General features: G+C 36.0%; 22 protein-coding genes. 6 read left to right on the top strand and 16 right to left on the bottom strand.

The genetic code is table 11. The annotated features are described in order from the left end of the window. Positions 1-33 precede the first annotated feature (33 nt). From Q0779_RS02175 to Q0779_RS02105, 15 genes are all read right to left on the bottom strand, one after another. Positions 34-1,347 carry a hypothetical protein gene (locus Q0779_RS02175; protein WP_298769017.1) on the bottom strand — a complete coding sequence of 438 codons (1,314 nt, stop codon included), beginning with the start codon at positions 1,345-1,347 and terminating at the stop codon, positions 34-36. Between the two features lie 181 nt (positions 1,348-1,528). Then, the gene (locus Q0779_RS02170) at positions 1,529-2,794 is read right to left on the bottom strand and encodes a glycosyltransferase (protein ID WP_298769015.1); all 1,266 of its coding nucleotides are present in this window, start codon (positions 2,792-2,794) and stop codon (positions 1,529-1,531) included. After that, a complete protein-coding gene (gene wecB / locus Q0779_RS02165; protein ID WP_298769011.1) occupies positions 2,791-3,855 on the bottom strand; it encodes a non-hydrolyzing UDP-N-acetylglucosamine 2-epimerase in 1,065 nt (354 codons plus the stop codon). Before wecB ends, Q0779_RS02170 begins: the two co-directional genes overlap by 4 nt. 77 nt (positions 3,856-3,932) lie before the next feature. Beyond that, a complete protein-coding gene (locus tag Q0779_RS02160; protein ID WP_298769009.1) occupies positions 3,933-5,174 on the bottom strand; it encodes a lipopolysaccharide biosynthesis protein in 1,242 nt (413 codons plus the stop codon). Beyond that, positions 5,175-6,269, bottom strand: coding sequence for a DegT/DnrJ/EryC1/StrS aminotransferase family protein (locus Q0779_RS02155; protein WP_298769007.1), 1,095 nt, complete (start codon positions 6,267-6,269; stop codon positions 5,175-5,177). A gap of 18 nt (positions 6,270-6,287) precedes the next feature. After that, positions 6,288-6,872 (bottom strand): acyltransferase, encoded by a 585-nt coding sequence (locus Q0779_RS02150; protein WP_298769005.1) that lies wholly within the window; start codon positions 6,870-6,872, stop codon positions 6,288-6,290. Next, positions 6,872-7,819, bottom strand: a complete 948-nt coding sequence (locus tag Q0779_RS02145) for a Gfo/Idh/MocA family oxidoreductase (RefSeq protein ID WP_298769004.1) — start codon at positions 7,817-7,819, stop codon at positions 6,872-6,874. The genes Q0779_RS02150 and Q0779_RS02145 overlap by 1 nt, the downstream gene beginning before the upstream one ends. 13 nt (positions 7,820-7,832) lie before the next feature. Then, positions 7,833-9,113 carry a Vi polysaccharide biosynthesis UDP-N-acetylglucosamine C-6 dehydrogenase TviB gene (tviB, locus tag Q0779_RS02140; RefSeq protein WP_298769003.1) on the bottom strand — a complete coding sequence of 427 codons (1,281 nt, stop codon included), beginning with the start codon at positions 9,111-9,113 and terminating at the stop codon, positions 7,833-7,835. 70 nt (positions 9,114-9,183) lie between these two features. After that, positions 9,184-11,343, bottom strand: coding sequence for a polysaccharide biosynthesis tyrosine autokinase (locus tag Q0779_RS02135; RefSeq protein ID WP_298769001.1), 2,160 nt, complete (start codon positions 11,341-11,343; stop codon positions 9,184-9,186). 113 nt (positions 11,344-11,456) lie between these two features. After that, complete coding sequence (locus Q0779_RS02130) at positions 11,457-11,900, bottom strand: low molecular weight protein-tyrosine-phosphatase (RefSeq protein WP_298768999.1); 444 nt, start codon at positions 11,898-11,900, stop codon at positions 11,457-11,459. Positions 11,901-11,936: 36 nt separating this feature from the next. Next, positions 11,937-13,109: a polysaccharide export protein gene (locus tag Q0779_RS02125; protein WP_298768997.1), complete on the bottom strand. Its 1,173-nt coding sequence runs from the start codon at positions 13,107-13,109 to the stop codon at positions 11,937-11,939. Positions 13,110-13,983: 874 nt separating this feature from the next. Further along, entirely contained in the window at positions 13,984-14,562 is a 579-nt protein-coding gene (locus tag Q0779_RS02120; RefSeq protein WP_298768995.1) for a thymidine kinase, read from the bottom strand. A 139-nt stretch (positions 14,563-14,701) separates the two neighbouring features. Continuing rightward, positions 14,702-16,270, bottom strand: a complete 1,569-nt coding sequence (locus Q0779_RS02115) for a Na+/H+ antiporter NhaC family protein (protein WP_298768992.1) — start codon at positions 16,268-16,270, stop codon at positions 14,702-14,704. Positions 16,271-16,683: 413 nt separating this feature from the next. Continuing rightward, positions 16,684-17,607 carry an FAD-binding protein gene (locus tag Q0779_RS02110; protein WP_298768990.1) on the bottom strand — a complete coding sequence of 308 codons (924 nt, stop codon included), beginning with the start codon at positions 17,605-17,607 and terminating at the stop codon, positions 16,684-16,686. Then, positions 17,607-18,356 (bottom strand): electron transfer flavoprotein subunit beta/FixA family protein, encoded by a 750-nt coding sequence (locus tag Q0779_RS02105; RefSeq protein WP_298768988.1) that lies wholly within the window; start codon positions 18,354-18,356, stop codon positions 17,607-17,609. Before Q0779_RS02105 ends, Q0779_RS02110 begins: the two co-directional genes overlap by 1 nt. A gap of 366 nt (positions 18,357-18,722) precedes the next feature. Between Q0779_RS02105 and Q0779_RS02100 the strand changes: the two genes are divergently transcribed. The 6 genes from Q0779_RS02100 (at position 18,723) to Q0779_RS02075 (ending at position 25,193) form a co-directional block, all read left to right on the top strand. Beyond that, positions 18,723-19,115 carry an H-NS family nucleoid-associated regulatory protein gene (locus Q0779_RS02100; protein ID WP_298768986.1) on the top strand — a complete coding sequence of 131 codons (393 nt, stop codon included), beginning with the start codon at positions 18,723-18,725 and terminating at the stop codon, positions 19,113-19,115. Positions 19,116-20,191: 1,076 nt separating this feature from the next. Beyond that, a complete protein-coding gene (gene rcsF, locus Q0779_RS02095) occupies positions 20,192-20,581 on the top strand; it encodes an Rcs stress response system protein RcsF (protein WP_298768984.1) in 390 nt (129 codons plus the stop codon). 12 nt (positions 20,582-20,593) lie between these two features. Beyond that, entirely contained in the window at positions 20,594-21,319 is a 726-nt protein-coding gene (gene tsaA, locus Q0779_RS02090; RefSeq protein ID WP_298768982.1) for a tRNA (N6-threonylcarbamoyladenosine(37)-N6)-methyltransferase TrmO, read from the top strand. Between the two features lie 51 nt (positions 21,320-21,370). Beyond that, positions 21,371-21,982, top strand: a complete 612-nt coding sequence (locus tag Q0779_RS02085; RefSeq protein ID WP_298768980.1) for an acyltransferase — start codon at positions 21,371-21,373, stop codon at positions 21,980-21,982. Positions 21,983-22,093: 111 nt separating this feature from the next. Continuing rightward, positions 22,094-23,800, top strand: a complete 1,707-nt coding sequence (locus tag Q0779_RS02080) for a proline--tRNA ligase (protein WP_298768978.1) — start codon at positions 22,094-22,096, stop codon at positions 23,798-23,800. Between the two features lie 268 nt (positions 23,801-24,068). Continuing rightward, positions 24,069-25,193, top strand: coding sequence for a patatin-like phospholipase family protein (locus tag Q0779_RS02075; protein ID WP_298768977.1), 1,125 nt, complete (start codon positions 24,069-24,071; stop codon positions 25,191-25,193). Positions 25,194-25,208: 15 nt separating this feature from the next. Here the strand turns inward: Q0779_RS02075 and Q0779_RS02070 are convergent, their stop codons facing one another. Continuing rightward, positions 25,209-25,916 (bottom strand): SGNH/GDSL hydrolase family protein, encoded by a 708-nt coding sequence (locus tag Q0779_RS02070; RefSeq protein ID WP_298768975.1) that lies wholly within the window; start codon positions 25,914-25,916, stop codon positions 25,209-25,211.

The raw sequence follows: 25,916 nt of genomic DNA, 5'->3' as shown, positions 1-25,916 counted from the left end.
TTAAAACCATTAATCACTTATAATATAACCACATCAAAATTTCAACTTACGATAAGCAACTATAGTAAGAATAAATGGAGAAATAAGAATAGTTATCATAATTGTAATTTTAAATAACATTAAATCAGAAAAACCACCTGTCACTCCAATATATGAAAATAGTGAGATAGCGACAATGATTTTCGTAAACTCTAAGTTATTAAATGCAAAATGATTCAATAAAAAAACCAACCAAACATAAGTTAAGCAGAAATTCAATCCCGTTATTACTGGGGATAATATCAACAAAGCCCACCCCCCCATTCCAAATGCTTCTGCAATAAAAAAAGTATTTTTTATTCCTATAGAATCTGGATCAACTCTATTTTCTGAAATCATCATTAAGTCTTTATGATACTGGGGGTAATCAAAGAAATAAGAAGCAAACGGAATACCATGAAAAATATAATTTACATCATACAACCAAATATTAAACTGCTCATATACACCTATCATTTGAGCTACAAATGTTCGTTGAACAAAATAATCAAAAAATAAAGAGATGTTTTCAAGGTATCCATATTGAATCATTACTACTTTATACATCACAAACAGTATAAAAAAAACAAATAAAACAAGCTTTATTACTAACGAAAAACTAACTTTCAATCTATTGAATGTAGCAAAAGATATAATATAAATTAAGAAGACTGATAACAATGGTGCTTTACTTCCTCCCCAACTCGCAATAAAAAATATTAGACAAAATGACATTAATCTTTCAAGCTTTCGTCTATTGTATATTGGACTAGCTAATATACATGTCAATATAGGTATAATAAAAATAAAAAGATGTTTTGCAATTTTAGTTTCTGTATTTCCTGATAAAGAGTACCTTAAACTACTTAGACTTTCATCCGAATAAATAGCTAATGAAAAAGAGTGAGAAACGCCTAAGACAAACCACAAATAAAAAATAGTACTTAAGCAAACCAATATACATAATCTATTAAAAATCAATATATCTTTTTCATTCTTTATATTTTCAATTTGTGAAAACATAAAGTATTTAGGTAGAAATCGAGTAAATAATGCTATAGATAAATAGAACAATAAAATAGAGCATATAACAAGCACTGATATCCAAAAAACACTATCCTGTTGAACTTTAAATGCAACCCAAAAGCTAGATATATTATAATAGTTTAATAACAAACTAGAAGGTACGATATACATAACTAATTGATAAAATATGAAGAACCCAGGATACCCTCCTCTATTTGGCATTATCCCCAGAACAGTTCCTTTTAAGAGGTAGTAGTAAGAAGTAATAAGAAAAAGACATAAAATAAAAATAATGATAAACATGTTGAATACTTATTTGTTCATGCTGTAATAAAATTTAAAACAGCATATGAAAAACAATACTAATTCAAAAAATGAAACAGTGAAATGTATATATAAAAATCCACAAGCCAAAATAATAACAACAAAACATAAAACTACACGCTTTATTTTCACAAGATTAACATTTACACATAGACCATACCTAGTAGTTGCTACATAATTTTAAATATATACTCTCTATTTTTTTAGCATTATCAATATAATCAAAATCTCTTTTCAGCATAATCAAATCATCAGTAGATATTCCATTATCTAAAATGTCGATAATACTATTTTGACTCAATTCAAGCATAGAATCTGGATCATAAACAATGCCTAACCTCCCCTTTTCTATTATCTTAGCAGCACCACCACAGTTTCTATTACATAAAACAGGAAGTCTTGCCGCTAGAAATTCAACTGTCTTTGTCCCCAATAACGTATTACCTATAAGGTTTTCAAAGGCATTTTTATTATCTCTGTAAGGTAAACAACCTAAATCAGCTCTACTCAAAACATCACTTAATTCTAATGTAGTTTTAGTTGATGTTATTTCTATTTCTGAGTTAGATAATTCACCAAAATAACTTCTAATCGATTCATGATTAGAGGTTGTTACTATTAATAATTTTAAATTTCCTAACTGTGATTTAAGGTGTCTATATAATTTTAATAAGCTACTTGAAGTATGCCAAGTTGAATTAGATAAAGCTCCTAAATATAATAAAGTAATAGTATTTTTTTTGATTTTGCCAGTCAAAACCTGTTCTTTTTCTTTACTTATCAAATCAAAATTTGTACTCAAATATATATTTTCAACTTTTTTAGCACCAAGTCTCTCATAATGAGAAAACATCGTATCAGATACAGATATACTTACGTCTGAATTTTTAAGTAACATTTTTTCTATTTCTTTTAAATATAAATAATTGTTATTATTTATATCCCAACCTTTTTTAAGAGCTACTTCTTCAGGCCAAAGCCCTCTACCATCAAAAACTATTTTATAATGATATCCAAATTTTGACTTTAAAGTTAATGCTGCAAAACAGGCATGATATGAGCGACAATGTATAACATCAGGATTAATTAACTTCACTTTAGATTTAAGAATCATACTTGATATTGTATGCATGAATCTAAATGTAACTTTTGTAGAATTGATAAAGTTTTGCGTACAAAAGATAGGAACTATAGAAAAATCAATATTATTTTCTAAAAAAATAGCCCTTATATTCTTAACTTCATTAGAATAATATTTATATTTTTCCCTTAAAAGACCACTATGAACTATAGGTAGACCAGCTATGAAATAAAACTTTGAATTTTCAATTTGTCTAGAAGTTTCTACAAACTGCTCTATAACTTGACTTTTATATATACCATAACTTCTCGGAGTTTCACCCCATGTTAAATATAAAACCTTCATAAATTCCTTAACAAGTTTACAATATGATTGCCGGCATTACCAGTTCCATAAAAATCATCATTTTTTGACTTAAATTCTTTAACACACTCTAATTCTTCACTTATCTTAGATGTATCAGCCCCAACTAAAACATTATATCCAGAGTTAATAAGCTCAACCCATTCAGTCTCTTCTCTTAATGTGATACAGAATTTATTATGAAAATACGCTTCTTTTTGAACTCCACCAGAATCAGTCACTACTAATTTGCAGTTTATTTCTAACCAAACCATTTCCAAGTATCCGACTGGTTCAACAACACACACATTTGCAGGAATAGATATATTAAACTTATTTATTCTATGTAAAGTGCGTGGGTGTAAAGGTAATACAACGTACATAGAGGTACTTGCTAAGCCTCTCAGAATTGAATTAAGAGATTCGACATTATCTGTATTATCTGCCCTATGAATTGTACATAGAACAAACTCATTCACTTTTAGTTTATATGTATCGAACCAGTCAGGTTTTAAACAAATATTCTTATAATATAATGCAGCATCATACATTACATCCCCAACGACAAATATTTTCTCTGCTGAAATTCCCTCACTAATCAGATTTTCCTTAGCTACTGAAGTTGGAGCTAATAAAATATCGGCCATATGGTCTGTTAAAATCCGATTAATTTCTTCAGGCATTTCTTTATTAAAAGAACGTAAACCAGCCTCAATATGAATTACAGGAATATTCATTTTTGCTGCAGCTAATGCCCCAGCTAATGTAGAATTTGTATCACCATATACTAACAAATAATCAGGTGCTTCACTAAATAAAATACTTTCAATTTTCTCAAGTTGCTGACCAGTCATAGCTCCATGGCTCGTTCCTCCAACTTCTAGATTATAAGTGGGTTTTGGAATACGCATTTCTTCAAAAAAAACATCACTCATATTTACATCATAATGTTGACCTGTATGTATTATAATCTCGACTATACCTGAATACTTTTCAAACCATCGAGATACAACCGCAGCTTTAACAAATTGTGGCCTAGCACCTATTACTGTTACAATTTTCATATATCATCCGAATACTAAAAGTACTTATCTATTAAACTTATCTATTAAACTTATCTATTAAACTCAAACTTAATCTATTAAGAATTACTTTTTATTATGTAATATGAAGTAAAAATATTACATATATAGATTATACACATTCCAACAGAATATACATAAAAGGTTTCAATATAGTTTTTATTAAAGCTTGAGTATCCAAAAAACACAGAAAACACGAAAAACACTCTAATTAAGTTTATAATCACATCTATACTCTGCATTTTATATACTGTTGCAACTAATGATAAGGGATTAGCCACTAGTTGACTTATTGATAAAAAAATAAGGGCATTAATAATCAAAGTAATATCTTCCCAACTATCACCTAATACATTTGGTAATAAGTATGATGACAATAAAAAAATAGGGATTAATAAAATGGCAATTATGGATAATTTTTTAAGATTATCTATAAACAACTGTAATATCATTTTATTTTCAGTTAACTGAGAAGCTTTAGCAAAAAAAACCTTTCCAATAGCAGAGCCAATTAAAGCTGTTGGAATAGATGCAATTTTCATAGCTAAATATACTAATGCGGCTATCTTATAATCATAATTAATTGGAATTAATACATATGGTAAGTTCATTGAAAGAGAAACCAATAAACTAGATATTAACCCATATGTGAAAAATGACTTTAAGCGTCTATTTTTTGAAGTAAACCTCTTCCAGGTCATCAACTTCATATTTAGAGCTTTATAGTGATATAGTTTTTTATTAACTCTGAATACAATATATACTTTGGAAATAAAATCAGCCAAGATTAGAGATAATTTACTACTACTAGCAAAAAAAATTAAAATCTGACCAACATTTAAAATAACAGCTTGCAAAAATTTAGACTCTGCATCTAAATTAAATCTATCCACACTGATATTATAGAAAGATAAAGAGTTAAGTGTAAATAACAAGAAAGCTAAAGCAACAATAATAATAACATCAAAAAATGAAATTAAATCTAAGAAATAATTAATGAATATAGAAACACCTGCAATCAAAAAACAAAATATAAATGAATACAAAAGTAACGTAAATGTGTAACTATATCTAATTTTTCTTTCAATTAAAGGAATTGCACGTTCCAACCCTATTCCAATAAATGAAGATAATATAATAGCGTATCCTAACAGGGTTGTGTAATAACCATATTCAGTTGGCTCATATAAATATGTAACTAATGGTAGCAACATTAAGAATATAAGTTGTGCTCCTAATGTACCAGTAATTACAGTTCCAACTGAGGACCAATAGCTGTCTTTATTCAATAAAGAAAACACTTAAATCACCAAGTTATTTAGATATCCATGCATTGGTAAACTTAATACCGATTTAGCTAGTTTCTCTGCTATTGGAAAGTCACCTTCCTGATAACCTAATTCTTTAAAAGCTGTTTGCTGATGCATGCAAGTTGCATAGTAGACCATAGTAGGAATACCTTGTGCTTTGTATTTAGCCATCACTTCCTCACGGTTATCCACAACTAATGTATATTGTGCCCATGAACTTAAATAGCCATTTTTAATTTGTGGAGTCTTATATATATCTGATAGTTCTTGTTCATATTGTATCGCAGCATTATTGCGATTAACTAACTCAGTTGGAAATTCTGCTAATTTTTCTAATAAAATAGCAGCTTGTATGGTATCTAAACGACTGTTCATACCAATTCTGACGTTGTCATATTTATTCTTCCCTTTACCATGAACCCTGTAAGATCTAAGTAATTCAGCATATTGATCATTATCGGTAAAAATTGCCCCACCGTCACCATAACAACCTAATGGTTTAGCGGGAAAAAAGCTAGTTGTTGCAATATCCCCAAAACTTCCTGCTTTTTGTTCATTTCCTTGCTCATCATAGATAGCCCCACCAAAACCTTGTGCTGCATCTTCAATAATTTTTAGATTATATTTATCCGCAATACATTGAAGTGCAGGATAATCGGCAGGTAAACCAAATAAATCAACTGCAATGATAGCTTTAGGGTTTAGCTTACCCTCAGAGATTACTTTTATAATTTGCTTTTCTAAATCTTGTGGACAAAGATTAAACGTATCTTTATTGGAATCGACAAAAACAGGCGTTGCTTTTTCAAATGCAACCGTTTCAGCGGTAGCAAAAAAAGTAAAAGTTGGGCAAAAAACCGCATCACCTTCTGTTACCCCCAGGGCCATCAATGCTAATGTCAATGCATCAGTACCATTAGCACAAGTAATTGTATGCTTGACCCCAACATAATCCGATAGTTTTTGCTCTAATTCTTGTACTTCAGGCCCCATGATATATTTACCATGCTCTAATACGGTCTTTATTCTTGAATCTATTTTTGTCTGTAAATGCTTATATTGTGCAGCTAGATCTATGAATTGCATTGTGTTCACTTTTAAATTTTATTGAGGCATTATGGTTAATACATTTTTATTTAACAAATACTTATCACCTGTGTGTTCACATATTATTTCGGCATGACCGATTAACGGTATGTCAAGTTGCTCACCATATTTGCTGATCCAACCAATTTGTTTAGCAGGTACTCCCACCATTAAAGCAAATGCAGGTACATCTTTATTGATTACAGCTCCCGCACCTATCAATGAATATTCACCAATATTAACACCACAGACTATTGTACAATTAGCTCCTAGAGTTGCACCTTGCTTGACTAATGTGTCACGATATTCCATTTTTCGCTCTATGAAAGATCTAGGATTATAGACATTTGTAAACACCATACTAGGACCACAAAAAACATCATCTTCAATATGCACATTGTCATAAATTGAGACATTATTTTGCACTTTCACATTGCATCCAATCGTGACTTTATTACCTATAAATACGTTCTGGCCTAATGAACATCCTTCTCCAATAACAGCACCAGCACACACATGAGTAAAATGCCATACGCGTGAATTCTTACCAATTTGTGCACCATAATCAACAATGGCACTTTCATGAGCAATATGACCAACCATTAAATTTTTCCCTCTACGAAATGATGTACCTCACTCGGACATCCGATATTTACCTTACCATTTCGAATGACATTCACAGTTTCAACACAATGACGCGCATCTTGGATACCATAACCACGACCTGCAAGAATCTCTTGATAGCTAATTGTATGCAGATCAGTAAAGCCACCTGAAAACTCGATCTCTTGACCATCACAAGTAATTGAACGGTATGTTGGCTGTTTTCCTACAACACTAGTAGGTAAATCATTGGCATCAATAGATAAAAACCAACGTACTCTAGCCTTCTCATATTCTAAATAGCCTGATGCTTTATCATTATTCATAAAGTGCAAATCATTACGCTCTAATTTACCAAAAATAAAATGCAGCATATCGAAAAAATGGACCCCTATATTGGTCGCCACACCAAATGATTTTCGTGGATCGCCTTTCCAACTCTCCATATACCATTTACCTCTAGAAGTTATATAAGTCAGCTCCACTTCATGTTTATCATCGCTATCAGCGGCTCGAACTTTTGCCTTTAAATCCAAGATAGCCTGATGATGACGTAACTGTAATATATTAAAAACCTTCTTCCCAGTTTCTTTTTCTACCAATAACAAATCATTTAATTGTTCAATCGTTGGCACTAATGGTTTTTCACAAATAACATCACAACCCAATCGAAGAGCAGAAGTGATGTGAGAATGATGTAGATAATTAGGCGAGCAAATAGAAACATAATCTAACCTAGTCTCATCGCTACGTTTTAATGAATGAGAAAAATCATAAAAACGTTCAAATTCTGTAAAAAATTCACTATAAGGAGAAATACTATCAATAATTCCAACAGAATCGTTAATATCGTAACATACGCTCAGATTATTATTTGTTTCTTTAATCGCCTTCATATGACGCGGCGCTATATAACCTGAAGCTCCAATTAATGCAAAATTTTTCATTGGGTATTACTCCTTATAATCTAATATCAGCTTCATCTGATCTAAGCACATGCTTTATATCATAAAGTATGTGATTCTCTTTTCCTAAAGAACGTAATTTAGCCTCTCCCATTTTTTTTAATTCTTGGTGATCAACCGCTAATACTATCCCATCATATTTTTTTTCTTCTAGGCTCTGTATTAACTCTATTCCATATTCAGACTTAACCTCATCAGGGTTAGCCCAGCTGTCATAGACATCAACAGACATATTAAAATCTTTCAACTCTTTAATAATATCGATAATTTTTGTATTACGGACATCGGGGCAATCCCCTTTAAAAGTGATCCCTAAAATAAGCACTTTGGCCTCATCGATATGAATCTTTTGGCTAGACAGTTTCTTAACTAATTGCGTTGCGACATATTCTCCCATACCATCATTTATACGACGTCCAGCTAATATGACTTCAGGGCGATATCCAACTTCTTGAGCCTTATGAGTTAAGTAATATGGGTCCACACTAATACAGTGCCCACCAACCAGTCCAGGTTTAAAAGGTAAGAAATTCCATTTAGTTCCAGCAGCCTTTAATACTTGTTCTGTATCTATATCAAGTTTATTAAAAATTTTAGCGAACTCATTTATAATCGCAATATTTAAATCACGTTGAGTATTTTCAATAACCTTAGCTGCCTCAGCAACTTTTATTGAAGCTGCTTTATGTGTTCCAGCAGTGATAATTGTACGATATAACTCATCCACAAAATCAGCAACTTCAGACGTTGATCCTGATGTGATTTTCATTATTTTAGTCAAAGTATTAATCTTATCACCGGGATTAATGCGTTCAGGAGAATAACCTGCAAAGAAATCTCCATTAAATTTTAAGCCAGATTCTTTTTCAATTATGGGTAAACAAACTTCCTCAGTCGCACCTGGATATACTGTTGACTCAAAAACAACGATATCACCTTTAGATATTATTACTCCTAATAAACTCGATGCTTTCTTTAACGGAGTAAGATCAGGGACATTATCATCTGTTATTGGGGTAGGAACTGTAACGATGTAAAAATTACAATTAGTGATATCAGCAACACTAGAAGTGAAATTTAACTGATGAGAAAGAGCTAACTCTCTAGCTGAGCACTCTAACGTTGAATCGATGCCATCTCTTAATTCCGCTATTCGTCCTTCATTTATATCAAAACCAACAGTTTGATACTTTTTTCCGAACTCTACAGCAAGAGGCAGGCCAACATAACCTAACCCAATAATCCCTATTTTTATTTTATCCAGAGAGAAACTCATTTATATATCGCCTAAAATAATTTAATTTTTATCTATAATTGAAAGTAACAGAATCTATCGTTTATTAACTTTATTCATAACTATAAGCATAAACTTCATTGGCATTACGTGCTTTTTGTTCTGTCGCATTGAGCACAAAGCCCTTTACATTAATACCAGCTTGTTCGAAGCGACGATAGGCAATTTCAATTTCTTTGACTGAGCTCACCCCGAAACGAGCCACTAATAATGTGGTGCCCGCTAATGCACCCACAATACTTGGGTCGGTTACAGCTAATACTGGCGGTGTATCAATCAACACTATGTCATATTCTTTAGAAGCCCATGTCACAAAGTCTTCAAATCTTGGGTGCATTAACAGCTCAGACGGATTCGGCGGCACAGGTCCACGAGTAACTAAGTCTAAATTCTCAATTCCCGAAGCTTTGACCACTTCCTTTATTTCAGATTTACCTGATAATAAATCCGATAACCCATTCTCCCACTTGAGATTAAACTGGCGTTGTAAATACCCTTTGCGCATATCCGCATCAACGATCAACACTTTTTGGCCCGTTTTTGCCAGTACTGCCGCAAAATTAACCGACACAAAGGATTTACCTAGACCCGGCGCAGGACCTGAAATCATCACCACATTATTTTTCGCTTCCATCATGGCAAAATGCAAGCTAGTTCTAAGCCCTCGTAGCGCCTCAATGGCTAAATCTGCAGGATTAGTTTCTGCCAAAAGCGCTTCATAGTCTTGATTTTTCTTCTTACGCTTCAGATGAATATCAATTCCCGCTTGCCAATTAGATTTTGGCACACTGGCATACACAGGCAAACCAATTTGTTCAATCTGTTCAGGACTTTCTACGCCTCGATGGAGTGCAGATCTTAACAAAACCAAAGCAACCGCAACCAAAGCACCAAAAAGGGTCGCTAAAAAAATTACCAGCGGTTTTTTAGGCTTAATAGCACGTGTATAAGCTTCTGCTTTGTCTATAATACGCACATTACCAACGGTACTCGCTTTAACTATGCTCAATTCTTGCACACGATTTAATAGTTTCAAATATAACTCTTGATTAACTTCGACATCGCGAGTCATACGCAAAATATCGCGCTGAGCCTTAGGTAATTCTTGAATATTCTTATTCAGTCTTGCTCGCTCATTTAATAAGGTTTCTCTTTTACCCATTAAGGATATATAGGCTGGATGCTCTTTAGTAAAAAGTTGTGATATCTCACTCTCTTTAAAAGTCAACTCATTGAGCTGCTCTTCCAACTTTACCATGACATCTAAGCTTGATTTAGCTTCTAGTCCTAAATCAATAGAGTCATTATCTTCGCGGAACTGATTAAGCACCTCTTCAGCTTCAACGAGCTTGGCTTTTACCAAAGGCAAATGTTGCTGTAAAAAAACAAGACTGTTTTCGGCTTCAGCAGAATTACGTTCCACATTTTGCAGAAAATAATCTTGACTGATATCATTAAGTACATTCTCAATTTGATTGCGATTCTCTCCCGTAAACGAAAGACGTAAAACTCCTGTTTTTTTCCCTTTCTCTGCAACCGACAAATTATCTTGTATCCAAGTAATCGCATCAAGACGAGATTGTTTTTTAAGTGTAAAACTAAATCCAGCACTAGCATTGATATTAGACACAAAAAATTTATATTCATTCTTTTGTGCTAATTCACCTACACGCCCAGACAAAATGTGATTACCGTGATTTCCCTGTAATTCATAAGTACCTATTTCTGGGTTTAAAACAACAAGCTTAAAATAAACATAATCAGTATTTAGATACAAAGATGAAGGTATTTTAAAACGCTTAATGCTTACAGATTCTCTATTGCCTAATATTCTAGAAATGCCTTTACCTATAATAGGAAAATAACCCGGCTCAACTATCGTCGTTAAATTAAGCTTATCAACGGTTTTTCCCAATACCATACGAGACTGTATAACTTCAATTTCAGTACTTGCAGAAGATTCAGTTCCAAACATATCTTCCATATTCCCAAAACCTGACATACCAGAACTTTTCTCTTCGATTTGAATGAGCGCATCCGCTTTATAAATCGGGGTTGCCAATAAAGCATAAGCTAGACCACATAACATTGAAAAGAAGGTGATTGCTATAATCATCCAACGATGATCAATCAAGGCGCCTAATAATTTACTTAAATCAATTTCATCATTAGATTCAGGTAATTTTGTCGGCATGTTTTGAGTCGAGGTCATAATAAAATTAAACTCGCAATAAAATAGAGAAAACAGACAATTATTTTCTTTATGTGTTCAAATAATAAACGTTGATTTCAAAAACGTTCTGGAAAGTTAAATAAATTTTTCACTTATTTTATTTTATCAGCCCATAAATTTGCTGATTTTTCAATGAGTGCATAGGCATGTTCAAATGCTTCTTGGCTGAGTTTGTAAGGGTCAGGAATATCTTGCTGCCCTATCCATTGCCCAAAGAGCATTGTTTTCCCTCGCGCCGCAGGTGAAATACTGGACACCGCATCAATATGCCCTTTTTCCATGACTAAAATCAAATCATACTCTTGACATAATTCAGAAGTTAACTGCCTTGCTTTGTGAGGCGTTAAGTCCACCCCATTTTGTTTCGCAATTTTTATTGCCATACTATCCGCTGGTTTTCTCGATAAGCGACTTTTCTCTGTAGCAATCCCCGCAGAGTCCACTTGTTTAAGAGGCAGCAAATTTTTAAGCAAGTATTCTCCTGAGGGCGAGCGACAAATATTACCTACACACACCACTAAGATTTTATTGAACATAACTTATTTACCTAAAGTTTAAAAATTGGGCTACGACTACCATGTACGAATTCGATTATATGAATTGCTTAAATAACTAACACTTAAAATTGTTGGAAGTAAATTATTCATGACTCGATTCCATCGAGAGATAGGTGCTGTAGTTACATAAACAATGTCATAGGGCTGAATATCAAATGATGTACCAGTCACCATTGCCGTTGCATCAGAAATATCCAGTTGATAAATACTCGCAATAGAAGTAACTGCTTTAACTTCTGCATCATCTTGCTTTAAATCTATATCTAATTGCTTATTGGCTCGAATAACAAACACCCCCGTTGCATTAGACTCGTTCTGTTTTAATCCACCAACCGTGCTCAAGGCTTCCGTCAAGCTCATGCCTGCTCTGTTAATAGTAATTGTTTTAGGTGTTTTCACTTCTCCCATCACAAAGACTTTTTGGCCGTCATTTCTAGGGACATGAATAATATCACCAGCACGTAATAAATGATTCTGAGTAAGATCCCCTTTTTGCATAAGTGCATACAAGGACACTTGAGTCTCTTCACCATTACGGGTCAGAGTGACATTGCGCCAATCTGCATTCGTGGCTAAACCGCCCGCTTGATTGATAGCATCCAATAAAGTTAATGGCACATTGGTAATAGGCTGTTTACCTGGTTGTTTAACCTCGCCTGTCACATAAGTTTTTTGTGAGCGAAAGTTAGCCACATTGACATCCACTTGTGGGCTTTCTATGTATTCAGCCAATCGCTTTGACATTTCATCACGAATCTCAACAACGGTTTTACCTTCGACCGTGACAAAACCGATATAAGGATAATAAATCCGTCCATCTGTGTGAACCCAATTGCCAGACTCTGTGGCGCTTCGATAAGAACCCGCTGGAATAGTTAACTCGGGATGATCCCAAACCGTTACATTAAGAATATCTGCAGGCCCAACTCGATACTGATAGTTTGCAATCTCTTCATCCATACTGGTGTTCACTGCCGCTGTCGGGCTTGGAATTCGATGAGCATTCACAAAGCTGGGTGTTAATTCATAAACATCAACCAATGAATCAAAATCAGCCTCTTCCTTATCCGATGACGCTTCTTTAATAATATTTTTACCCGACGTGCTCAAATGTTGCCCTGGGGTCACACAAGCGGTAATAAAGGCTGACATAAAGCCAATGACGACTAACTTAGAAATTTTATTCATGATTAATATTAAAAACTAATTGAAAACTGATTGAAAACTGAGGTTAGCAAGGTAGAGATGCTAATGAACACCTCAATGAAGTGACATAAAATATAATAACGAACATACTCTTGTCTTTATAATGCCTAACGAATAGAAAATAAGTTAACACCAAGCTGACGGTGGATCATTAAAGTTCCTTTTAATTGATAAAAATAAAATCCAGGCACGCTACCGCCCATGAATTGCGGCCTCCATAATGCCATAAATACTTTAAAATTAGTAAGATATGCTAATCTATTGTATTTTCTAACATCACAATGTTCAGATTTTGCATTACAGAATTGATATCTATCAATTCAAAACCACATAGGAGCTGAAAAAACTCCATGCCCTCATTTTGTTAACATCAAACGAGTTTCAATGCAAAAGCTGTTTATGCTATGTTAAACGCCGCACATAATACACCATTACTGACAGTAAAGTTGATAAAAATGCGTAAATTTACGCATTTTTTGATCTCAAACTTTCAACAGACTACTTTTTAACCAGCAAAAAAAACACATGTGTAAAATACAATCATGTGTCATCTGCTTTTTTACTGGATACATCAGAAGTCTATAACTTTTACCCTTATAAACGTGCTCTGAGGGACTATTTCAATACTCTTTCTAAGATAAGTCTTAAAATAAGACTAAATGAAAGATTTTGCGGTTGAGAGCATAAAGGAGGGAAAAGTATAATGAAATGAGACTAACGTAGTAAACTAGCTATTGTTTGGTTAACACCTAACATCTAAAAATAGTCATCGACGAAAAGAGGGAAAACTCACCTTTAAAAGGTGAGATCACATCAAAGTAAATCATCCATAAACCATAAAAAATAGAGATACTGATTATTCCCAAATAAGCGTTCTAAAATGCTTACGGCAAACGGATTCATATCGCTCGTTCCCACCAATTGCGACTTGCTCTCCTTCACTAATGGGCTTCCCTTCCCCATCAAGCCTCAGCACCATATTCGCTTTTCGGCCGCAATGACAAATGGTTTTAAGCTCAATCAACTTGTCGGCCCAAGCCAATAAATATTGACTGCCCATAAATAACTCCCCCTGAAAGTCTGTTCTTAATCCATAACACAAAACAGGAATATTCAAGTCATCGACAACTTTCGTCAGTTGTTTCACTTGAATTTTAGAAAGAAATTGGCACTCATCCACTAGAATACAATGTAACTTTGCTTTTTTTATCTCATCCATCACGACTGAGAGTAAATCATCATCTTGGCTAAAAACATGCGCATCTGACTCAATGCCTATTCGAGAAGCCACTTTCCCTACTCCATATCGATTATCAATCGATGCCGTCATGACTAAGGTGTTCATCCCCCTTTCCTGATAGTTGTAGGAAGACTGTAAAAGTGACGTCGATTTTCCTGCATTCATTGCAGAATAATAAAAATAAAGTTGTGCCAAACTTTTTATCCTTTATTGTTAAAATACTTCGAAATTTATCCCATAAAAATGCCGTGATCAATCATATGATCACGGCATTAAATGGTCTCTTTCGATTTCACTGCTCAGATCGGCAGAGCATCACTCGTATATCAAACCACTAGTATCGGCCTTGATTCGATTTCATTCTTAATAAAATGACACTCATGACAAACAGTAAGCTGCAAGTAATGAAGCCTATTGTCACCGAGCCGGTAAAACCAAGCACTAAATAGCCCACTAAACTGATCCCCGCTACAATAAGCGCATAAGGTAATTGCGTCATGACATGATCAATATGATGACAGCTTGCCCCTGTGGACGATAAAATAGTGGTATCTGAAATGGGTGAGCAATGATCCCCAAATACGGCGCCTGCTAATACCGCCGCAAGCATAGGTAACATCATAGCGCTGTGACTGCCCATGGCCATATCAGCAGCAATGGGTAACATGATCCCAAAAGTGCCCCAACTGGTTCCCGTAGCAAAAGCCGTTAATCCAGCGAGTACAAATAAAACCGCAGGCAGCATTTCAAAAGGAATATTGCCCGTCGCTAAGCTCGCCATGTATTTACCGGTTTCCAATTGGCCAATGACAGCGGCAATAGTCCAAGCAAACATGAGAATATAAAGTGCGGGGAGCATTGAACGCGCGCCCATACTCATGCCTTTTAGGATCATTTTTTTATCGATGCCTTGCACAATACTCATGACCAAGGTCACGATTAACCCAATAATGGCACCAAAAAATAATGATGAGCCCACATCGGTGTTTTCAAAAGCACCAATAATGTTAAAAGCCAGCCCCTTTTCAGCCAGAACATTCGCTCCACTGCTTACCATAAAATAAAATGTAGCTAATACCAAAACTGAAATAGGTAAAAATAACCCTAATATTTTACCCGTACTCGCTTCAGGTAAATCAGAGACAGCTCCTGGGGGTAATCCTTTCGCTTCATCATATAAATTACCTTTTTGTGCATTGAGCTCATGCTCTCGCATTAAACCGACATCTAAGCCCATTAATGCTACACAAATTAATAATAATAAAGCAAAAATGGCATAAAAGTTCATTGGGATCATTTGTACAAAAACGCTTAAATGCCCCGAATCAGCAAAACCATGAGCCGTTAAGATCCCACCAATGAGGGCGATAATATACGCCCCCCAACTAGATACTGGTGAAATGACGCAAATAGGCGCAGCAGTAGAGTCCAGTAAATAAGCCAGTTTACTACGAGAAACATAATATCTGTCTGTTAATGGCCTAGCGACACTGCCCACAACCAAACTATTAAAATAATCATCGATAAAAACAACACAACCAAGAAAAATCGTCAATAACTTTGCATCTCGTTTATTCCGAATATGCTTTCTTGCCCACTCAGCAAACGCTCTAGCCGATCCACTGACAGTGATTAACGCGGTGATCATGCCAAGTAAGACTAAAAAAGCCAGAATATACAAATTCCAACTGTTAAAGGCACCATCATCCCAAACAAGACTTGTCACTTTCGCGGACAAATACTGCCCCGTACCAACCAAAGAAAAGTCAGTTAAAAGAAGACCACCAATAAGGATCCCCAATCCAAGAGAAAGTAATACGCGGCGAGTGATCATCGCCAACACAACTGCTACCACAGGCGGCAGCAAAGAAAGAGCCGAATCGGCATAGCTTATAATTGTCATTTATCTTCTTCGCTAAATACAAATGGAGGACAACTGAACTGGTGGGGTTTAGTACTTATCCTGTTCTGGTAACGCATTATAGCTGTCATCAATCACATCAACATGAATTTACTCATCATCCTTAACAAGCAACACTATAATAAAAACATCAGTATTTCTGGTTTAAATCGACTCTCTCAACATCATCAAACTCACTGATAGAAATCAAATAAACACCTAATACAACAATGTTATTTTCTGCACTACTTAACCAACCTCAACAACCCACTGTAAATTGACACGCGCCACATAAAAGCACAAGCGGCGAAAGGGAGCGAGCCTTTTGCCACTTTTCGTGATCTCAGTCACATATTGCAGCTGTGTAAAAGTACAATGTTCAATAATGATAAGCAAGTATTGATTTTAATTATACCCTAAACGGCATCCGTCATTTCGGGCACAGCTTCAAAGAGATCGGCCACTAAACCATAATCCGCAACTTGAAAAATTGGCGCTTCAGGATCTTTATTTATAGCCACAATCACTTTTGAATCTTTCATACCTGCCAGATGTTGAATCGCACCCGATATGCCAGCAGCAATGTAAAGATCTGGCGCAACAATTTTGCCCGTTTGTCCCACTTGAAGATCGTTCGGTACAAAACCTGCGTCAACCGCTGCACGTGATGCGCCTATTGCCCCACCAAGCTTATCAGCAAGCGCTTCTAAAATTTTAAAGTTCTCACCACTCCCCATTCCTCGTCCACCAGAAATAATAACACTTGCACTGCCCAACTCAGGTCTCTCTGATTCAGTCAATTGTTGCGACACAAAAGTCACCTCTGGCGCAAAAAGGGTATCGATTGTCACTAAAGATGCGCTTCCATTCATATCAACGGCATCAAACGCACTAGAACGAACCGTAATGACTTTTTGGCTATCTAAACTTTGTACTGTTGCCAACGCATTACCTGCATAAATAGGGCGTACAAAGGTATCTGCAGATATCACGTCAACCACTTCTGACACTTGAGATACATCTAATAAAGCGGCAACACGAGGAAGCACGTCTTTACCCACACTGGATGCTGCACCTATGATCACATCGTAATCCTTGGCCATTTCAGTGATTAATAAAGACATATTTTCGGCTAAATGGTTAGCGTATTCCACCGAGTCAAGATAAATCACTTGCCTTGCATTCGACAGTTTTTGCGCTTCACTGGCAACTTGATGACACTCATGCCCGACCACCAATACATCATATTCATCACCTATCGCTTGAGCGCAGGTCACCACTTTTGCGGTATCAAGTTTCAAACTGACATTATCATGCTCTGCTAATATTAATATTGCCATCAGATCACCTTCGCTTCATTTTTCAATTTTGCAATTAATTCATCCACAGATTTCACTATGACACCCGCACTTCTTTTCGCCGGTGGTGTGACACTTAATATTTTTTGATGCTGTTTTAAAGACACTTCTAATGAATCAGGTGATACCACTTCCAGTGGCTTACGCTTGGCTTTCATAATATTAGGTAATTTGGCATAACGCGGTTCATTGAGACGAAGATCGGAAGTGATAACCGCCGGAAGTGGTAGGGTTAATGTTTGTAGTCCCCCATCAACCTCGCGGGTAACAGTCAACTCATTACCCTCTAACAGCACTTCTGACGCAAATGTTGCTTGAGGCATTTTCCCAAGCGCCGCTAACATTTGCCCTGTTTGATTATTATCCCCATCAATCGACTGTTTACCCAGTATAACGAGCTCAGCCTGCTCTTTTTCTTGAACCGCATGTAATATTTTAGCGATAGAAAGCGGCACTAATTCATCATCGGTTTCAACATGAATAGCTCTATCTGCACCTAAAGCTAATGCAGTACGTAACTGCTCCTGAACAGCTTTAGCACCAATACTGACCACGACCACTTCTTGAGCTTTTCCAGACTCCTTTAGTCGAACCGCTTCTTCAACTGCTATTTCACAAAAAGGGTTTATTGCCATTTTTAAATTCGCGGTATCAACTTGTTGAGTGTCAGTATTCACCCTGACCTTCACATTAGCATCGACGACACGTTTTACTGGTACCAATACTTTCATAAAGCTTCCTTGTACGTCTTTATATTTAATTTGAATCACTATATCCACAGAATGGAATATGACACTGGCTTACTGAAATTTCAAAATGGATATCTTAGTGCCTAAGTGACACCCAATCTTCACCATACTTTACTTCCTGTTGACGTTAACGTCAACTCGATTCAAACGTTCGTTTTTATTTGTGTTTAATTTATATCCACACAAAAGCAACAATTTCGTCAAAAATACATTAAAAAAGCATTTTTTTTATTTAAAAACCAAATAATATTCAATTATTGCAATATTTATTTGATCCAAGGCTAAATAGTTTCTATTATTCGTACTTGAATATAAAAACTTTCTACATTGGATTGGATCTAAATAACTATGAGCGAATTTCTAGATATATTAACACATGGACGTCGATTTAAAGCAGCGGTTAAGGAGTTAAGCCTAGAGCAACTTCAAGAGCTTGCCGAAAAACTTGAGAAAATCATTGAAGAAAAGTCTTCTCAAGCAGAGGCTGATAATCAAGCGCTTGCAGAGCGTAATGCTAAAATCGAAGAAATCCGCAAGCAAATGGAAGCTGTTGGATTATCAGTTGATGATATTGGTGGAGCAGCAGTTAAATCTGCGCCAAAAAAACGCGCACCTCGCCCACCTAAATATAAAATCGATGTGGACGGTGAAGAAATAACATGGACAGGACAAGGTCGCATGCCTACTGTTTTTAAAGCAGAGCTAGACAAAGGTCGTAAAATGGAAGACTTTCTTATTTAAGATTAAGTCCAATCATTTAATAAAAAAAGCTCAGTTTACCTGAGCTTTTTTTATCGATAAATTGATACATTTATTAAAATGTTGTCTTATTTTAATTCAAATTTCTTACCTGCATCTTAAATAAATATTGAAATACAAACCCCTGATTTATAATCACTTTACTTTATCGTCAGACAAGCCTAACACATTATTTTATTTCCCTTTTCACATTTCCACTTTATTCTTTTTTCATAAAAGTTTGAACTATTTCCCAATAATCCAGTCTATAACTTTCTGTCTTTTTTATAGTAAATGATATCGACTATCACTCCCAATATAAACCATAGGCTTAATGAGTTTTAGTCAACCAACATTCATTATTGTTAATATTTATTCGTCTATTATTCATTCGTAGGATAACACCAAAAATATTGCTAATGTTAAATATGAATCTATAACTGTGATGACAAAAGCCTTTTTCATTAAAAATGGTTTAATTTGTATAGCATTAAGTGAATAAATCTTCGTCTAAATAAACTTCAACTACTCTAAGAACCTAATATAGAATGCCTGATGATGGTTTCATTCAATAATCAAAATATCTTCACGATAATTCAATCAAAACCTTAATCTAACAATAATGACTCAATCAAAAATAGTAAAAACTGGCCCATAATTTAACTTTCACTAGACTCGGCACTCATCCACAATAAAGTGATACTTTAATTCAACTCAAGTAAAAAAAAGAAATTGTGTCAGTGAATTTTATGATTACTTCAGTAGTATTCAGCTCAAAAAATGAATGACTATACCCTGAATCTAGACCTAACTCACCTCCTCTATTGACATCAATATAAATCTCCAAGTATCAAGTGTTATAACGATGCCAAATAGATTTTTAAACCTTTTTTCACTCAATGACTTTCTGAATGTCAATTTTGACGCTAAGATGTATATATCTACAAAAAACATGTATTATCTGTGACTTACGATTATTTCAAATTATTACAATATCAATAATATCAATACATTCAACACACTATTCATGTATAATAATTAACCTTTATATTTTAAAATCTGACTAAGGCTCATTCAATATGAAACACCTCCTCTCTCTTTTAATGATTTTACTCCTCAATGCTTGTAACAACAATAATTATACCTTTAATAGTAATCTCAATAGGGAAGCAATAGAAGATTACTTCAAACCATCAGAAGTAACTGTTTATGAAGGAGATAAAGAACCTTTAGGTCAATTTGAATTAAAAGGTTTAGTCAAAGGAGAAGCCTGTCAAACTCAACAAAACGGCGTTCCTGTTACCTTAGCTGACGCAAGAACACTTGCAAGACGTGCCGCCGCTGACAAAAATGCTAATGGCTTAATCATTAAAAATTGTGTACTCATTAATGAGCCTACTCCAGGATGCTTTAGCAGTGCAGTCTGTATTGGACAAGCCATTAAAACATCGACTAACACAGACAACTAGAGCCACAAATTAATGCATTTTACTCATCAAATTGAAGCCCTTGCTTATTGTCATACTCCATATAAACAAAAATTTGGGATCCCACGTCAACCGGGGCTCGTTCCCTCTGCTAAAGGCTATATCACACTTCAGCCCGCTTATAATCAACCTGATACTGTCAGAGGATTAGAACAATATTCGCATTTATGGTTACTGTTTTGCTTCCATGAAAACCTTAAACAAGGCTGGAAACCCACTGTTAGACCTCCCCGTTTAGGTGGAAATGATAAGTTAGGTGTGTTTGCCACGCGCTCGACTTTTAGACCCAATGGCATTGGACAATCTGTTGTAAAGCTTCACAATATCCATCATAAAGCCGGTCAATTGAGTCTCGAAATATCTGGAATGGATTTACTGGATGGCACACCCATCATTGATATTAAACCTTATATTCCTTTTTCTGATAGTATCGTCAGTGCCACGGGTGGATTCGCGCAAGAAGCCCCTCAATTAGTCAAAGTCACCTTTTCAACAGAAGCCAAAGCACAATTACATGAATATAGAGGATACCCAAATTTACAAGTATTAATCGAAGAAGTGCTAGCGCAAGATCCTAGGCCTGCCTATAAAAAAGGCAAAATCGATCTAAAACAATACCACATTACATTGTTTGATTTGGATATTAGCTGGCAAACGAAGGACGAGGCTATCTTAGTCAACCAAATCATACCTTCTAACATGCCAAAATCATCGATGTAATAGCCTATCGTTCTCGTATATTCACACTTAACTCTATATATTAAGATACACATGTCATTTGATTATCAAGCACAACATAAACAAAGATTAGCCTACATGCCTTGGCTCTATTACACTCTTAAACCTAAGCACAAACAATGGGCACTCCCTTGGCAAGCACAAATTCAATCACAACTTTGTGCACTTGAAACCATCACACTCGGTGATAATTGCTTCATTGCCCCCCAAGCTCGCTTATTTGCGGAGCCAGGTCGTGATATCACTATGGGCAATCAATGTATGATAGCCGCAGATAGTTTCATTCATGGCCCTATTAGCCTTGGAAATGAAGTGGCCATTAATCATGGTTGCTCTCTTGATGGCGGACGGGCTGGTATCATCATTGGCGATAAAACACGTATTGCCAATAATGTCACTATTTATGCGTTTAATCATGGGATGAATATTCGACAAAGTATCTATCAACAGAAAGTCAGTTCAGAAGGTATCAATATTGGTGAAGATGTGTGGATTGGAGCACAAGCAGGCATCGTTGATGGTGTCAATATAGGCTCACACAGCGTCATAGGAATGGGAGCCATTGTGACCAAAGATGTTGCCCCTTACGCCATTATGGCTGGTAATCCTGCAAGACAAATTGGTGATAGACGAGATAAACCATAACTTTCTCTCTTTACAGCAAGAATATTTAGCATATTCCTGTATTCATAGGTGACATCAGCAGGCTTAATGATAAAATGTCGCTCAATTACATTCTCAACATGGACATCGGTAATGCGAGTTAGCAAGTACCTACTATCAACAAAAAAAGAAACGCCAGCAGATGCTGAAGTCATTAGTCATCAGCTTATGTTACGTGCAGGCATGATCCGTAAAAATGCATCAGGGCTTTACAGCTGGTTACCAACAGGGCTCAAAGTACTGCGTAAAGTAGAAGCCATTGTTCGTCAAGAAATGAGCAAAGCTGGCGCCATCGAAATATCCATGCCCATGGTACAACCTGCCGATCTTTGGAGTGAAACAGGGCGCTGGGAAAAGTTTGGCCCTGAACTATTACGCTTTCAAGATAGACACAACCGTGATTTCGTTTTAGGTCCGACTCACGAAGAAGTCATTACCGATATTGTGCGTAAAGAAGTCAACTCTTATAAACAATTACCGTTAAATTTGTTTCAAATTCAAACTAAGTTTCGTGATGAAGTCCGTCCCCGTTTTGGTGTTATGCGCTCTCGTGAGTTTTTAATGAAAGATGCATATTCTTTTCACCTCAATCAAGAAACAATGGATGAAACTTATCAGTCCATGTTTACTGCTTACAGTAATATTTTATCTCGCATGGAGCTCTCATTCCGCCCAGTCCTTGCCGATACGGGGTCAATTGGTGGCAGTCTATCACACGAATTTCATGTATTAGCGAATAGTGGTGAGGATTTAATTGCTTATTCGACTGGCAGTGATTACGCGGCGAATATTGAAAAAGCCCAAGCCCCAATGCCGACAGATGAAAGGAAAAAGCCAACTCAGGGGTTAGCAGAACTTGATACGCCCAATGCAAAAACCATTGCCGCACTAGTCGCTGAACATAATATCGCCATCGAACAAACAGTCAAAACCATCATAGTCAAAGGCGCCAATGAGGAAGCCCCTCTTGTCGCGTTAGTGATCCGAGGCGATCATGAACTCAATGAAGTTAAAGCTGAAAAAGTCGATGCTGTTCTTGCGCCACTCACCTTTGCTGAAGAAGCTGACATTCGTGCGGCAATTGGTGCAGGCCCAGGTTCATTAGGCCCAGTCAATTTATCAATGCCCATCATTATCGATCACAGTGTGAATGTAATGAGTGATTTCGTCGCTGGCGCAAACCACGACGGTAAGCACTTCACTGGTATCAATTGGGAGCGAGATTTACCACAAGCCGAAACGGCTGATTTACGTAATATCATAGAGGGTGAAGCGAGTCCTTGTGGGCAAGGCAACATCGCCCTACTTCGTGGCATTGAAGTTGGGCATATTTTCCAGTTAGGTACAAATTACTCTGAATCGATGCATGCTAACGTACTTGATGAAAACGGCAAGTCTAAGCCATTGCTAATGGGATGTTACGGAATAGGAGTCAGCCGCATAGTAGCAGCGGCTATCGAACAAAATCATGATGATCGTGGTATTATCTGGCCTAAAGCTATCGCCCCATTCACTGTGGGAATTCTGCCGATGAACATGCATAAATCTCATCGAGTAAAAGATATGGCTGAAAAACTCTATCAAGATCTCAATGAACTTGGCATAGAAGTGCTATTTGATGATCGTAAAGAGCGCCCTGGTGTTATGTTTGCTGATATGGAACTACTGGGCCTTCCTCATGTGATTGTTATTGGCGACCGTAATATTGACAATGGTGTTTTTGAATACAAGAATCGTCGTACCGGTGAAAAACAAGACATTCCCTTTGAAGACATTATAGACTTCATAAAGTCCGCTTAATCATGCATAACAAAAGCCTTTAATACATAATTAAAGGCTTTTTTCATCTCTTTAATCATATATTACATTCCCATACTCACCTATCATTATCCATTTTTCCATTTTTCCATTTTTCCATTTTTCAAAACCTGCAATTTTAAGTGGTTTGGGTATATACTTTTATTGGCTATAAAACTTAACAAATCATCATTATATTTTATTGGAAAGTTTTAAAATCAATTTATTAAAGTTAAATCCATTAACCTTTTTTCAATTAAAGGATTCTACTATGTCAGACAAAACAGCAGTGGTTTTTGGCGGTGGAGGCGCTAGAGCTGCATATCAAGTCGGTGTATTAAAAGCAATCGTACAATTTTATCCTAGAAGTCATGGTATCCCTTTTAAAGTCTTAAGTGGCACCTCAGCAGGAGGGATCAATGCAACTGCATTGGCCACTTATGCTTCTTGTTTTCATTTAGGCGTCAGAAAATTAGAATGGATATGGTCAAATCTTTCTATTGATCAAGTCTATAGTGCCAGTATATCGGGCGTTTTTGGTCATTTAGGTAAAATGGCCTTTAAAGGTATGAAATCAAAAGGCCCCAATTTACATCCAGCAAGTCTATTTAATAATGACCCCCTACGTCACCTACTTGATAAACTAGTGGATTTTGAGCGGATTGATAGAAATATTAACAGAAATAGTTTAAATGCTATCAGCTTAGATACTTCATGCTTCGACACTTCCTTTTGTGAAACATTTTACCAAGCTAAAGCCAGTATTCAAGACTGGCAACGTTCGAGACGTTGCGGTAAAAGAACCAAACTGAGAACCGACCATTTATTAGCAAGTGCAGCTATTCCTCTTATTTTCCCTATGGTTAAAATAGAACAAGCATATTATGGGGATGGATCTTTACACCAATTTGCCCCATTAAGTAGCCCTATTCATTTAGGCGCTAATCGCATTATTGCTATCAATTTAGAAAGCCCCCACAAAAATGAACGGCAATCAAACACGAATTACCCACAAGTCGAAACCATTGCAGGTCATCTGCTCGATACCATTTTTTCCGATACGATTAACAGTGATCTAGAGCGTTTACTTAGGATCAATAAAACCCTAACCAATATCCCAAAAGCTTACCGTAGTTCTATCCCTCTTCAGCATATTGATGCTATGGTCATCAAGCCCAGTGAAGATTTGAGTGAAATAGCCGCTCAGTACTTTCACACTATTCCCATCGCGTTTAAAATACTCATGAAGTTAATGGGAATAACCGGTCAATCTGATTCCAGTATTGTCTCGTACCTATTATTTGATAAAGATTACTGTAAAGCACTTATTCAACTCGGTTACGAAGACACCATGTGTCAGATTGATGAAGTTAAGCATTTCCTTAATATTAGGTAACAATATGAAATTTTCTTATTGATTTAATTCTATTTTTTCTACAGCAATTTTCGCCCAATGATGATATATGGCTTCACCAGGGTGAAAACCATCAACTGCCATTTGGCTTTCATCTAATAGCGTCCCTAAATTGATAATTTGACAATCAGCTTCTTCTGACAGCCAATGTGTCAGTAATTGATTAAATTGCTGACTCCTCCAGCCTAAAAACCAAGCTAACGGCTGAGGTAAAGCCGGAAAATCCCCCATAGGCGGAACAAGAGAAAATAACACTTGCCGACTGGATAGCTCTGTTCGGCAAAAATGAAGTAAGGCTTGTTGCTGCTTAAGCCAAGTAGCAACACTCATAAAACGGGTGACATCATTAACACCTAGCGAAATTAAGACAACATCAACATCTTGTTTTTTAATTGCCTTTATTGCGCCGAGAACGTCTTTCGTGGAATAACCGGACTGAGCAAATAACGTCCAACTCAATCTAACTCGCTCAGTTAACAAAACAACAGTTTGTCCCAATAATGCCTGAGATTGTGTTTCCACTCCTACACCAGCGGCTGCTGAGTCACCAATGATAAGTAGATTCATTGGCTCCCCATTACCGCTGATCCCAGATCGTTTTCCTGCCGCCTCAGGTAATTTAGGGGTGACCTTGCGAACATAACAAGCCTGCACAAATAAGATAGGAGAGATCAAAACAAAAAATATACAAAGCAAAATGTTCAA

Origin of the sequence: uncultured Shewanella sp. (assembly GCF_947491715.1) — a bacterium.
Classification (GTDB): Bacteria; Pseudomonadota; Gammaproteobacteria; order Enterobacterales; family Shewanellaceae; genus Shewanella.
The sequence above is the reverse complement of the archived record's forward strand: the minus strand, read 5'-3'. Positions and strand labels throughout refer to the sequence as shown.